Annotated in this window: 9 protein-coding genes; 5 read left to right on the top strand and 4 right to left on the bottom strand. The window is 72.4% G+C overall.

The window, feature by feature from the left end; translation table 11 throughout:
- Positions 1–37: 37 nt before the first annotated feature.
- Positions 38–295, bottom strand: a complete 258-nt coding sequence (locus tag OV090_RS11830; RefSeq protein ID WP_267703700.1) for a hypothetical protein — start codon at positions 293–295, stop codon at positions 38–40.
- Positions 292–585, bottom strand: a complete 294-nt coding sequence (locus OV090_RS11825) for a hypothetical protein (protein ID WP_267703699.1) — start codon at positions 583–585, stop codon at positions 292–294. The genes OV090_RS11830 and OV090_RS11825 overlap by 4 nt, the downstream gene beginning before the upstream one ends.
- Before the next feature lie 610 nt (positions 586–1,195).
- Between OV090_RS11825 and OV090_RS11820 the strand changes: the two genes are divergently transcribed.
- The 4 genes from OV090_RS11820 (at position 1,196) to OV090_RS11805 (ending at position 5,532) form a co-directional block, all read left to right on the top strand.
- Positions 1,196–1,930 (top strand): hypothetical protein, encoded by a 735-nt coding sequence (locus tag OV090_RS11820; RefSeq protein ID WP_267703698.1) that lies wholly within the window; start codon positions 1,196–1,198, stop codon positions 1,928–1,930.
- A 472-nt stretch (positions 1,931–2,402) separates the two neighbouring features.
- Positions 2,403–3,179 (top strand): hypothetical protein, encoded by a 777-nt coding sequence (locus tag OV090_RS11815; RefSeq protein WP_267703697.1) that lies wholly within the window; start codon positions 2,403–2,405, stop codon positions 3,177–3,179.
- Between the two features lie 421 nt (positions 3,180–3,600).
- A complete protein-coding gene (locus OV090_RS11810; RefSeq protein ID WP_267703696.1) occupies positions 3,601–4,227 on the top strand; it encodes a hypothetical protein in 627 nt (208 codons plus the stop codon).
- Positions 4,228–4,479: 252 nt separating this feature from the next.
- Positions 4,480–5,532 (top strand): Type 1 glutamine amidotransferase-like domain-containing protein, encoded by a 1,053-nt coding sequence (locus OV090_RS11805; protein ID WP_267703695.1) that lies wholly within the window; start codon positions 4,480–4,482, stop codon positions 5,530–5,532.
- Positions 5,533–5,741: 209 nt separating this feature from the next.
- Here OV090_RS11805 and OV090_RS11800 read toward each other — a convergent pair whose 3' ends face one another.
- Complete coding sequence (locus OV090_RS11800; protein WP_267703694.1) at positions 5,742–8,006, bottom strand: MopE-related protein; 2,265 nt, start codon at positions 8,004–8,006, stop codon at positions 5,742–5,744.
- Positions 8,007–8,648: 642 nt separating this feature from the next.
- Between OV090_RS11800 and polA the strand changes: the two genes are divergently transcribed.
- Complete coding sequence (polA, locus tag OV090_RS11795; RefSeq protein ID WP_267703693.1) at positions 8,649–11,321, top strand: DNA polymerase I; 2,673 nt, start codon at positions 8,649–8,651, stop codon at positions 11,319–11,321.
- 133 nt (positions 11,322–11,454) lie between these two features.
- Here polA and OV090_RS11790 read toward each other — a convergent pair whose 3' ends face one another.
- Positions 11,455–12,546 (bottom strand): hypothetical protein, encoded by a 1,092-nt coding sequence (locus OV090_RS11790; RefSeq protein WP_267703692.1) that lies wholly within the window; start codon positions 12,544–12,546, stop codon positions 11,455–11,457.
- Positions 12,547–12,689: the final 143 nt, after the last annotated feature.

Below are 12,689 nucleotides of genomic sequence, written 5' to 3'. Positions count from 1 at the left end.
TCCGCGCGACCGCGACGGGCGCTCTGCTTCGTAGCGATCAGTAGGGATCGCGGACGCGGATGTACTCGGCCTCCCACTCGGTGCCGTCGTCGGTCGTGTACTCGACGATCATCCGCGTGGCGGTGACCTCGAGCCGGGCGCCGGCGTTCCAGCCGGCGCGGACGGTGTCGACGGCGTAGGTGCCCTCGGGCGGCTCCTCGGGGCACGGTTCGCTGCAGCCGAGGCCGGGCGCGGCGGCGCCGAGCAGCGCGGCGGCGACGAACAGCAGGGCGTCGCGCAGTCGTTGCAGGGTCATCGCTCGACCTCCCGCGCCAGCTCGAGCTCGATCGCGCCGGCTTCGCTCTCCTGCTCGTCGTAAGCGGTGAAGGTGCGGTCGGGGACGCGCAAGATCGAGAAATTGCCCCACGCCTGCGCCGCCAGGTCGCCGTCACCAGAGACGCGGCGCACCTCGAGCAGCTCGCCGTACTCGTTCTCCTCGCACTCGAGGGCGTACGCGCCGGCGTCGCCGGTGCGCAGGGCTGCTCCGAACGACAAGCCGGCGGCGATCGAGAGGATGGCGGCGATCTTGGGCTGGTGCGATCTCATGGCGATGTCTTTTGAAGGTGGAAAACGGGGCGCTCGGGCGGGGCTGGATCGGGAGTCGCCGCAGCGGCGGGAAAAATTGGGGGCGCGGTGAAAAAGAGCGAGGGCGGTCGTCGCTGGGGTGATGCGCTGCACGTCGCTGAGCGCCTGCGATACACTGCGAGGGATGGCCGTCACGAAACGCCGCCAGGGTGCTGCTTCCACTCGCGCTGCGGCGGCGGCCGGGGCGGCGTCGGGGAGAGGCGCGAAGGCGCGGACCGAGGCGGCCGCGGGCGGGGAGCGCGTCCCGGCGAAGCGCGGGCGCGGTGAGGCGACGAGGACGAAGCGAGGCGGTGAGGTCGGGCCTGCGAGCAAGACGCGTGCGGCGGCGAAGCGCGACGGCGAGGTCGTGAGCGCGAGCAAGTCGAAGCGCGATGGCGAGGCGAAGCGCACCGCAAAAGCCAAGCGCGGTGAATCCGTCGCGGCGAAGCGGAGCGGCAGAGCTGCGAGCAAGGCGACGCGTGCGGTGAAGCGAGGTGTCGAGGTCGTGCCCGCGAGTAAGGCGAAGCCCAAGCGCGGTGAATCAGTCGCGGCGAAGCGAGGCGAAAAAGCTGCGAGCAAGGCGACGCGTGCGGTGAGTGAGCGTGGTGAAGCAGGGGCGGCGAAGCGGAGCGGCAAAGCTGCGAGCAAGGCGACGCGGGCGGTGCGCGGGCGTGGTGAAGCAGGGGCGGCGAAGCGAGGTGGCAAGGCCGCGGCGAAGTATCCGTTCCCGTTCTTCGGCGCCGGGCTGGCCAGCTACTTCGAGTGGGGCAGCCTTTACGTGTGGTTCGAGGAGCCGCCGCCGCGGGCGGCCCGGGCTGGCTTGGTGCGGGCGATCCCCGAGCCGTTCCGCCGCGCGCCGGAGTGGGGCAGCTTCGTGCTGTACGCCGGCAGCGGCGATCAATTCATCAACCTGCACATCTGCATGGCCTACGCGGCGCTCGGCGATCCGCAGCAGATCGATCCCGACGACGACGACGAGTCGTTCGGCTTCGGCGTCGGCCAGCCGTTCCCCAATCTCCGCCAGAGCCGCGCCTTCGAGGCCGACCTGCGCGCGTGGCTGCTGGCCCTGCACCGCAGGCACCCGATCGCCTTCGTCGCGCGCCGCGAGGACAGCGAAGCCGGGGGCACGCAGCTCGACGCCTGGCATCGCTGGAGCCTCGGTCGCTTCGCCGAGGTCGTGCTCGCGCGCTGGCAGGCGCACCACCGCAAGCCGCCGCACCGCCTGGCCGACTGGGCGCTGCGGGTGGCGCTGGGCCTGGCCCTCGACTCGCCGATCGCCGAGCAGGTGCCGGCCGCGGCGAAGGCCTGGTACGACCGCGCAGGTTGACCGCGGCGAGCGTCCGGTCGCGGCGAGGGGCCGATGCGACTGGCGCAGGGCGGGGAGATCCAGGGCCGCGGGCTGCGTGATTCGCGGAGCGGGCCGAAGGGCGAGCCTCGGGTGATTCGCGGAGCACAAGGCAGCTCCTGGCCGAGGGCCCTGGTGATTCGCGGAGCGGGCGGCTCCTGGCCGTGGGGCGGGCCGCGGGCGACTCGCTAGTCCGGCGACCCGCTCGGCCGGTCGGCGGAGGACGACTCGTTGACCGGTCACCGATGTCGGGTCCGACCGCGCGAGCTGCGGCGGAGCGGTCCGATCGCCGGGCCGCATCACGCTTCGCGGACGGCGTTCGCCGAACCGGGAGCGACTCTGCGCATGGGCTGGGGGCGGCGGCCGGCGATCCGGGGCGAAGCCCGCGAGTCGCGCGAGCGGGATGTCGCCGGCCGGCATCGCCGACGAGCGCCAGGCGTGGCATGCTGGGAGCATGAAGGGCCGGTGCCTCGGGCTCGCGGCGCTGGCGGCGACGGTCCTGTCGCTGCCGGGCTGCCCCTTGCCCGTGGAGAGCCCCGAGACCTCGCCGCCGCCGCCCGCCAGCGCCTACGACGTGCTGGCCGACCGCTGCGACCGCGGCGACGGGCCGGCGTGCGTCGAGATGGCGGCGCAGTACCGCGAGCTCGGCGAGCTGCCGCTGGCGGCCGCGTACGCCCGCCGGGCCTGCGACCTGGCCAGCCCGTTCGGCTGCGCCGCGCTGGCCCGGGCGTTCGAGCGCGGCGAGGGGCTGCAGCGCGACCCGGCCGCGGCGACGTCGCTGTACGTGTCCGCCTGTCTCGGAGGACATGCCCCTTCGTGCATCTCGGCGGCCGCGGGCCTCGGCGAGCCGGACGCGGCCGAGTTCATGCGCCGGGGCTGCGGCGCCGAGCCGGTGCTGTGCCCGGCCCGCCGCGAGCCGGCGTTCATCGGCGTCGATCCGCTCGACCAGGCCAACGTGGTCCTCGCCATGGCCGAGCGCCGGCTCGAGCTCGGCGACTGCTATCGCCGCTCGCTCGCGCGCCAGCTGACGCTGCACGGGCGGGTGGCCCTCGAGATCGCCATCGCCGGCGACGGTCGCGCCCGGGCGGTGGCCATTCTGGAAAACATCCGCGAGGCGCCCGAGGTCGGCGCCTGCGTGGCCGACATCGCCGCCGCCACGCTGTATCCGCCGACCACGTCCGGCGAGATCGCCGTGATCCCGTGGCGAGTGCTGTTCGAGCCGGGACGCTGAGCCGCGGCAGGGCATGACCGATCGGGCATGTTCGATCGGGCATGTCCAAATGCACATGCAAGAGCAGGCGCCGCGCGTATCCGCGGCGAGCGCTTGACGGCGTTCGGACCGGAGGGACGTCGCCGCTCGTGCCGCGCGAAGGCCCTTTCTGGCGTCAACCCGGCCCGCTTCGCAAGCGCTGCCCCTTTCAAGAACATGTCTTTTTAGACATGTCATGCCATTCTCGAAGCGTCGCCGAGAAATACGCGGTTCGGTGATTCCTCCGGGCCGCCGACGGCCGCTCGCGCGCCGCGATCGTGCGGGCCGCCACGGTCTCGCGCGCCTGCGCTCGCGCGAATGTCGAGCCGCGTCACACCGCAGGCCGCCCGCGCTGGCGCGGCCCGCGATCGGCGATACGTTCGCTGTGATGATTCGCTTGCGCTTGAGTTGCTCTGCAGCGCTGCTGTTAATAGGCTGGGCGCTGGTCGGCTGCGTGGCCGAGAAGAACCTCGACGTCGCCGGCGCGAGCGAGGGCGGGAGCGAGACGGACACCACCACGAGCCCGGCGTGGCCGGAGACCGGCGGAGCCACCCTCGCGGCCGCCGGCAGCGGCTCGACCACCACCACCGGGGAGCCCGAAGATCCGCCGACCAGCGGGTCCACGGGCGCGGCCGAGACCACGACCGGCGAACCCACGAGCAGCACGAGCACCACGACGAGCGACACGAGCGGCAGCTCGGGCGACGACGTGCCCGCGCCGCTGAGCTTCGTCGCCGACATCCAGCCGATCTTCGCCGACTATTGCACCTGCCACGGCGACGGCGCGCCCGAGCCGGATCTCGGGATCGGTCGGGCCTACGACAGCATCGTCGGCGTGCCCGCGAACGACGTGAAGGGGATGCTCCTGGTCGCGCCCGGCGCGTACGAGGACAGCTACTTGTGGCACAAGATCGCCGGCAGCCACAGCCAGGTCGGCGGCGCGGGCAAGCGCATGCCGCCGAACGACGAGCTGCAGCCGGGCGACATGGCGGCGATCCAGCAGTGGATCGTCGAGGGCGCGCAGCCGTGAGTCCGCCGCTCGGTTTCTTCAATAAATGAAACAGCGGATCGGCGGAGCTTCGGCGGCGTGCGGCCGTCGGGCGGCCGGTCTTTTTCAGAAGCGAATGGATCGTCGAGGCGCGTGGCCCTGCGGCGGCCGTCCCGGCGGGCGTGCCGTCCCCAAACACGGGTCCGGGGCGCGCCCAGGCCGCGGGCGGGCAGGGTTGTCCGGCGTCGCCCGCGCGACCCTGCGGCGTGCGGCTTGCGTTACCATCGCGGCCGCATGCGAGGTGCAGTTCTCTTCAACGGCAACGCCGAGACCGTCGACGCGCTGGTGCAGACGGCGGCGCCGCTCCTGCTGTCGTCCCGGCACGAGGACCCCGAGGTCGCGCGTTCGCGGCGGGTCGTGCTCGTCACCGCCGCCTGGGGTGACGGCGAGCACGACGAGGGTCACGTCAAGCGGTCGCTCAACGGCATCGGCCTGCCCTCGCACTACGAGGACGGCTACGACACCAACCTGGTCAACCTCTCGCTGCTCCACGAGGTCCGCGGCCTGGCGCGCACCGCCCCGCGGCTTCTGGCCGCGTGGCACGAGGAGCGCCGGATCGCCGAGATGGCGCGGGCCTTCTACCTCGAGCACAACGCTCACCTGATCCAGCTGTTCCGCCGCACTCTGGCGGTCGCCAAGCGCGAGGACCCGACGATCACGGTCGCGCGCCTGGCCGGCGACCAGGGCCATTACGGCCACGGCGGCAAGCTGCTGCGCTACACGCTGTCACGCGAGCTGCGGCACGCGCTCGACACCCTCGAGGCGAACGACGACCACCTGGTGAGCCTGCTCGACCAGATCGAGCAGCGCACCTTCGACGCGGTGGGCCTGCACTACGACCCGGCCTGGCGCGCCGCGCAGCAGCGGCTGGAGCGGAGGATCCTCTCGGCCAACAGCATCGTCCTGTTCGGCGGCCACCTCGACCTGCTGCTCGACGCGCTGCGGTTCTTCCGCCTGCGCGACGCGTTGGCCGAGGCGCTGCGCCGCGGCACCCAGCTGGTGGCGATGTCGGCCGGCGCGATGGTGCTGTGCGAGCGGGTCATCATCTACGACGACTTCGCCACCAAGCGCCGCGACTTCCAGCTCTACGACCGCGGCCTCTGGTCCGCGACATCCAGCTGTTCCCCCACTGCACCGAGCGGATCCAGACCGACGACCCCGACAACCTGTCGTACCTCGCGCGCCGCTTCCGCCACCACGCCTGCGTCGGCCTCAACCAGCGCTCGTTCCTGCTGTTCGAGCTCGGGCCGCACCGGGCCGCCAGCGTCGGCGCCGACGACAGCGTGATCGTGTTCGACCCCTCCGGCCGCAAGCTCAGCTACCACCGCGGCGAGATCATCCGCATGTGATCCGACGGGCCGCCGCGCGCGGCCCTGCGACGAGGGGTGTCTTCGGGGGCATGGCTGAAAGATCATGCTCTCGAGGACATGCTCTTTGAGGCATGTCCTCGAGGTCCTGCGACTTCGCCCGTCGGTGCTGCCGCCGTCGCGCGGCCGTCAGCCTTCTGCTCCGCGCGGCGCCACGGGGCCTCGCGCGCGGCGCGGGCGGGCGAGCGCGACCAGGACCAGCAGCCACGGACCCTCGCGGTCGCCGGGGTAGTCGTCGCAGGCGCAGCTGACCAGGCCGCCGCCGCCTTCGTCCACGAGGTCGTCGAGCTGCGGGTCATCGAGCGGCAAGTTGTCGAAGAAGTCCGGGTCGAAGCATTGGCCGGGGAACACGCCGCCGGACGAGCACTCGAGGCCGAGCGGGCAGAAGTTGCCGACGCCGCGGCAGCCGTCGACGCAGAAGCCGACCACGCAGATCCGGCCGGAGAACGGCCCGCCGCACTCGAGGTCGTGCTCGCACTTGGCGCAGCCGATGTCGACCGCGCCGTCGCAGTCGTTGTCGAGGCCGTCGCACAGCTCGAAGCCGGGCGGGCCGGGGGCGGCGTCGCAGACGACGTCGCCGAAGACGTCGCACGCCAGCGCGCCGACGACGACGCACTCGCCGACGCCGACCTCGCAGGGTTCGCCGAGGGCGAAGTCCTCGTCGATGAAGGTGTCGCAGTCGTTGTCGAGGCCGTCGCACAGCTCGGGGCCGTCGGCCGCGCACTCGCAGGTGCTCGTCAGCGGGTCGCACGCCTCGAGCGGGCCGCAGTCGAGGTCCTCCAGGCACTCGACGCACACGTTCGGCACCGGCCCGAGGTCGCACAGCGGCACGTCGAAGGGGCACGCGGAGAACTCGTCGCACTCCTCGACCAGGAACTCGATCGGCTCCTGCTCGAGCTCGGGCGCCGGGAATTCGGCGACCGGCGCCCCGAGCTCGCCTGCGGCCTCGACCGTGCACTGGTGAGCGATGATGCCCTCGGCCTCGTCGTCGATGACGACCTGAAAGCGGACCACCGTCGACGCGCCGATCGCCAGCAAGCCGCCGACCTCATCGTCGGCGCCGACGCCGAGGCGGACCACCAGCTCGTCGTCCAGCACCTCGCCCTCGTCGTCGAACGCGACGTCCGACAGGAACCCCGGCTCCTCGCCCTCGACGATCTCGAGCGTGCCCGGCACGAAGGTGACGCCGTCGGGCAGCTCGTCGGTGAGGACCACCTCGACGGCCGCGTCGTTGCCGATGTTGGTGACCTCGATCGTGTACTCGATGAGGTCGCCCGGCACGCACGCGCCGGCGTTCAGGTCCTCCCACGTCTCGACGATGCTGAGGTCGGGCGCGGCGGTGGTGACCGAGACGACCGCGGTGGCCAGCAGGAGCGTGTCGGCGGCGGTCGTCACGGTCAGCGGCACGAAGGTCTGCAGCGGGTCGAGCCGGCTGGAGATGTCGAGGACGTCGAGGTCGAGGCCCGAGGTGCTGGCGGGCAGGCCCGACAGCCGCGGCAGATCGCCGGCGACCGACACCGGGAAGCCGAAGGCCGTGCGCGTGCCGTTGAAGAAGTCGTCGATCGGGTTGAGCCCGTCGCCCAGCGGCACGTCGGCGATCAGCACCTGATCGCCGAGGACGTCGTGGTCGCCGGCGAGACCCGCGAGGCCGAGCGTGCCGGCGACGCCCGTCGTCGGCACGACGAAGCCCGCCAGCGCCGTCTCGCACGGCTGCAGCGGCCGCACCGCGTCGAGGCCCTCGTACACGCCGATGCTGCGCAGCGGGTCGAACGGCCGCTCGTACACCACCACCATCCACCAGGCCGCGAACACCTCCTCGTCGAACAGGTGGAGGAACGGCCGCACCTTCACGCCGGCGACGCGGTAAAGCCCCGGGCCGAAGTCGGCCACCAGGTCGCTGACGTCGGCCGAGCACACGTAGCTGCCGTCGGCGCTGACGTAGCAGGCGTCGGCCGCCAGCTCGGTGTCGAGGAAGCCGGGCCGCTCGAGATCGACTGTGGAGTCGGCGCTGGCGATCGCCAGCTGGGCGCCCCAGTACAGGAACGCGTGCGTGATCTCGGCGCCCGGCGGCAGCAGCAGCACCGCCGAGCTGCGCGCCTTGTCGACCTCGATCGCCACGCTCGCCGCCGCCGTGCCGGCGAACGGCGAGTCGGCCCGCCACAATACGTCGGCCGCCCCGTCGACGGTGGCCGCCCCGCAGTCGCCCACCGCCCCGACCAGCGGCGCCGGGGTCACGGGCGAACAATCGTGGGCGAGCGTGTTGCCCAGCAGCACGAAGTCGCCGCGCTGGACGATCTGCGCCCGCAGCAGCGGCGCCGCGCCGGCCGGACCGCCGAGCAGCAGGCAGAGGCCCAGCGCCACGATGATCGTCACTCCCCCCCGACCCGGCCGCATCGGTCCTCCGTGGCGATGAAATGTGGGCGGCGGGCGCGAGATTTCATGCGACCCGTCGCACATCTCGCCGGCCGCGCGGCGTTCGTGCACCTGGCCTTCACGCCAGGTCCGCATCGGTGGCAGCGACGACCTTCGGCGCCCCCGGGCGCACATTGAACATTCGCGGCGCCCGAGGTGCGCCGCGCAGATTAGCCCGCGAATCTTCGGTGCGGCCCCGCACCGGCGCAACGCACGTCCGCGGGATCTCTGGCGGCCCGGGCGACGCGCGGTGATTGGCGGCAGGCGGCGAATCATCGCACCGGGCGTCGGCGCGCGAGATCCGGCTCACCGCGTGGACGATCGTCCTCGCATTCGCTCGGGTCGCGTCCGAGGACGGCGACAGGCACGTACCCGGGTTCGCTTCATGATCGAAGGCGAGAGGTTCGAGCGCCGGGGCGCGTCGGCTTCGACCTCGCGGCCGCGTGAGCTCGCGGGCTCGGCTGCGGCCCAGCGCGTCGCGCGGGCGCCGATCGCGGGACGAAGCATGTGTCGTGCGAGTGGCGGCGAGGTCCTGCGGGCTCGCAAGCGGCCGTTCGCTGCAGCGCTGCTGCCGAGCCCGGCGGGGGCTCGCGCGCGAACGCGCTCCGGCGTATGATGCCGCGCATGGCGAAGGCAGAGCGGCTCGTGCTGGTCGACGGCTCCTGGCTCATCTACCGGGCATTCTTTGCGATCCCGGCCAACCTGCAGACCAAGACGGGCCTGCCGACCAACGCGATCTTCGGCTTCGCGACCATGTTCCGCAAGCTGTTCTCGGGGCGCATGCCGGAGCGTGGGGCGGTCGTGTTCGACACCTCGGCGCCGACCCACCGCGAGCTCAAGTACCCGCAGTACAAGGCCCAGCGGCCGTCGATGCCGGGCGAGCTCGCGCAGCAGCTGCCGGTCATCGATCGCCTGGTGGCGACCAATCGCTTCCCGGTGCTGCGGCAGCCCGGCTACGAGGCCGACGACATCATCGCCACGCTGGCGCGGCGCGGCGTCGAGGCCGGGCTCGAGGTCGTGATCGTCGCCGGCGACAAGGACCTGGCGCAGATGGTCGGCGACGGCATCCGCATGCAGGACACGATGCGCGACGTCACCTACGACGCCGAGCTGGTGCGCAAGAAGTGGGGCGTCCCGCCGGCGCAGATCGCCGACCTCCTGGCGCTGATGGGCGACACCGTCGACAACATCCCCGGCGTGCCCGGCATCGGCCAGAAGGGCGCCGCCGGGCTGCTCGAGAAGTACGGCTCGCTCGACGGCGTGTACGCGCACATCGAGGAGCTCAAGGGCAAGCAGAAGGCCGCGCTCGAGGAGCACCGCGAGGCCGTCAAGCTGTGGCGCCACCTGGCCACCGTCGACGACCGCGCCGCGCTCGAGGTCGACCTCGAGGCCCTGCGCCTCGTGCCGCCCGACCCCAAGGAGCTCGACGCGCTCTACCGCGAGCTCGAGTTCTTCTCGCTGCTGACCGGCGGCGGCAGCGACGCCAAGGTCGGTGACGCGCCCGACATCGAGGTCGAGGTGCCGGCGACCGTCGAGGCCGCGCGCGCGGCGATCGGCGGGTTGCCGGCCGGGCAGGCGGTCGCGGTGGTGCCGCTGTACGAGCCGCCGACGCGGGTCCACCACGCGCACCTGGTCGGCGTGGCGATCGCGACCGCGGGCAAAAAGCCGCTCTACCTGGCCTTCCGCGGCCCGTCCGGGGCGCTCGGCGATCCGGCGATCGAGCTCCTCGGCGGCCTGCTCGGCGATCCGTCCCGCCCGAAGTACGTCCACGACCTCAAGCAGCTGGCGATCCTCGCCTGGCGCCACGGCCTCACCCTCGGCGGCGAGCTGCTCGACACCATGATCGCGTCGTTCCTCGTCGACCCGGTCAAGTGCATCCCGCACGGCCTCGACCAGGTCGCCCGCGAGTACGTGCAGAGATCGATCCCCGCGGTCACCACCGTGCTCAAGAGCGGCAAGTCGGCGCGGCTCCCGAGCGCGGTCGAGGTCGCCGCAGCTGCCACCTACGCGGCCCAGCTCGCGGACGTGGTCCTCGCGCTCGGGCCGGTGCTGCAGCGGCGCCTGGCCGAGGCGGGCCAGACGGCCCACTACGAGGCGGTCGAGCGCCCGCTCGCCTACGTGCTCGCGCGCATGGAGCTGGCCGGCATCCGCGTCGACCGCGACGACCTCACCCGCATGGGCGAGGAGTTCCACAAGCGCAAGGCCGAGATCGAGGCCCGGATCTACGCGCTCGCCGGGCACGAGTTCAACATCGGCTCGACCAAGCAATTGGCCGACGTGCTGTTCGAGGAGCTCAAGCTGCCGGTGATCAAGAAGAACAAGACCGGCTATTCGACCGACGCCGAGGTGCTCGAGCGGCTCGCGCCCAAGCACGAGATCGCCCGCGAGATCCTGGCCCAGCGCGAGCTGGCCAAATTGATCAATACGTACACCGACGTGCTGCGCGACGCGATCGCGCCCGAGACCGGCCGGATCCACGCGAGCTTTCAGCAGACCGTCGGCGTGTCGGGCCGGCTCATCTCCACCGACCCCGACCTGCAGCGCACGCCGGTGCGCACGCCAGAGGGTCAGCGCATTCGCCGGGCCTTCGTCGCGCCCGAGGGCCGGCGCATCATCTCCGCCGATTGGAGCCAGATCGAGCTGCGCGTCCTGGCCCACTTCAGCAAGGACCCGCGCCTGGTCGAGGCGTTCCGCGACAAGCTCGACCTCCACCGCCGCACCGCCGCGCTGCTGTTCCGCGTCGCGCCCGAGGCAGTCACCAAGGAGCAGCGCAACGTCGGCAAGACCGTCAACTTCGCCACGATCTACGGCCAGGGGGCCACGGCGCTCGGGCAGATCCTCGGCATCGCCCGCAAAGAGGCCCAGAGCTACATCGAGCAGTATTTTGAATACTACGCCGGCGTGCGCGCCTGGCTCGACCGCACGATCGCCGAGGCCCACGCCAGCGGCTACGTCACCACCCTGCTCGGCCGGCGCCGCTACATCCCCGAGCTGACCAGCCGCAACGACACCGACCGCGCCGCCGGCGAGCGCATCGCCGCCAATACGCCGATCCAGGGCTCGGCGGCCGATCTGTGCAAGCTGGCGATGCTGCAGATCGACCGCGAGCTGCCGACCGCGGCCCCGCACGCGCGCATGCTGCTGCAGGTCCACGACGAGCTGGTGTTCGAGGTGCCCGAGGCCGAGGCCGCCGCCACGGTCGAGGTGGCGCGGCGAGCGATGGAGCAGCCGTACCCGCTCGACGTCCCGCTCGAGGTCGGCATCGGCGTCGGCCACAGCTGGGGCGAGGCGCACTGATTTTTTTAAAAAAAAGAAAAGTGCGAGCTGTCTCTCGGGGGCATGTCCGTGGAATGTCCCCGAGGACATACTTATTTCGACATGCCTGTTCTGAAGTTCACGGGCTCGTCGGCGACCGTGAGCCCGCCTGTCCTCAGGGACAGGCGGCACGTCGCCGCCGTCGCCACCACCACGCCGCGCCGAGCACCCACGCAAACCCGGGCTCGCCGACCGCGCAGCCTCGCGTGGCCACCGGCGGAGGTTCCGGGGGCGGGGCAGCGGCAGGCGGGGCGGCCTCGGGCGGGGCGGCTTCGGGCGGCGCGTCCGCGGGCGGCTCGGTCGCCGGCGGTCGTGCGGGCGGCCCGGCTGCGGGCGTGGCCGCGGCGATGGAGCACGAGAGCATGACGTCGACCGTCGGCGTGGTGACGACCTGACGGCGGTCGGGGGTGGCTACCTCGATCTCGACGCGATGGAGCCCGGGCGTCAGACCGCCCAGCGGCACCGCTGCCCGGTGCTCGGGCGGGGGGCTCGGCTCGCACACCGTGAACAGCAGGTCGGTGCCTGTCTGGCCGCTCCACGTGCGGCCCGGATCGATCACCGTACAGAGGTTGTGCCGCGGCGTCCACGGCTGTCCGTCGATACGTGTCGCAAAGACCAGGTGGTCGCGCAACGGCTCGACCCCGGGCGGCAGCTCGACCCGCAGCGGCACCGCAGCGGCCGTCACGGTCTCGGCACAGATGCCGGGCGCGGCGATCGTGAGCGGCTGCTCGGCCGAAGCGCCAGCCTGTAGGCTCGCCCGGACCAGCTTCAGCGGCGCCGCGGCGATCGTGACCGTCGTCGTCGCCTCGGCCGGCGGCACCTCGGCCTGCGTGGCGCTCCGCCCCTTGCGCGACTCGTCGGCGAGCTTCCCCTCGCGGACGGTCACCTCGTACACCTGGCCCGGCGAGAACTTCCTGGCGAGGACGATCCACTCGATCCCGTCCTCTCCCGCGGCGATCCGGTGCTTCATCGGCACCCTGCGCTTGCCCTCGACCCGCACCACCGAGACGCGGTCCGGCGAATCGGCGAGCCGCTCCGCGCCCGCCCACGGGAACCCGCGCGCGTCGGGCGGCAGCGAACCATTCGCGCCGAGATACAGCCGACCCGGGCCGAAGCCCCACGACCGACACGAGCACGCCCGCGCCTCGCCCTCGCCGATGACCGCCAGCGCCACGCTCGCCACGATCGCCGCCGTCGTCAGCCGCACGCCGCTACGTCAGCACGTCCCACGAGGCCCGTCAATCGCGGATGCGCGGCAGGGACTGCGAGGCTCCGACCCGTCCGTGACACCTCCAAGCGCCGCCAGCGAGCCGCGCGGCCGTCGTCGCGCTCGCCGGCTGCGTGTACCAT

Source organism: Nannocystis sp. RBIL2 (assembly GCF_026626745.1).
Classification (GTDB): domain Bacteria; phylum Myxococcota_A; class Polyangia; order Nannocystales; family Nannocystaceae; genus Nannocystis.
Note: the sequence above shows the minus strand (reverse complement) of the source record. Positions and strands in the feature narration are given on the sequence as shown.

Excerpts from the sequence above, each read along its gene's own strand:
- OV090_RS11815 (WP_267703697.1), top strand. The coding sequence starts at position 2,403 with ATGAAGGGCCGGTGCCTCGGGCTCGCGGCGCTGGCGGCGACGGTCCTG.
- OV090_RS11800 (WP_267703694.1), bottom strand. The coding sequence starts at position 8,006 with ATGCGGCCGGGTCGGGGGGGAGTGACGATCATCGTGGCGCTGGGCCTC.
- OV090_RS11825 (WP_267703699.1), bottom strand. The coding sequence starts at position 585 with ATGAGATCGCACCAGCCCAAGATCGCCGCCATCCTCTCGATCGCCGCC.
- polA (WP_267703693.1), top strand. The coding sequence starts at position 8,649 with ATGGCGAAGGCAGAGCGGCTCGTGCTGGTCGACGGCTCCTGGCTCATC.
- OV090_RS11830 (WP_267703700.1), bottom strand. The coding sequence starts at position 295 with ATGACCCTGCAACGACTGCGCGACGCCCTGCTGTTCGTCGCCGCCGCG.
- OV090_RS11805 (WP_267703695.1), top strand. The coding sequence starts at position 4,480 with ATGCGAGGTGCAGTTCTCTTCAACGGCAACGCCGAGACCGTCGACGCG.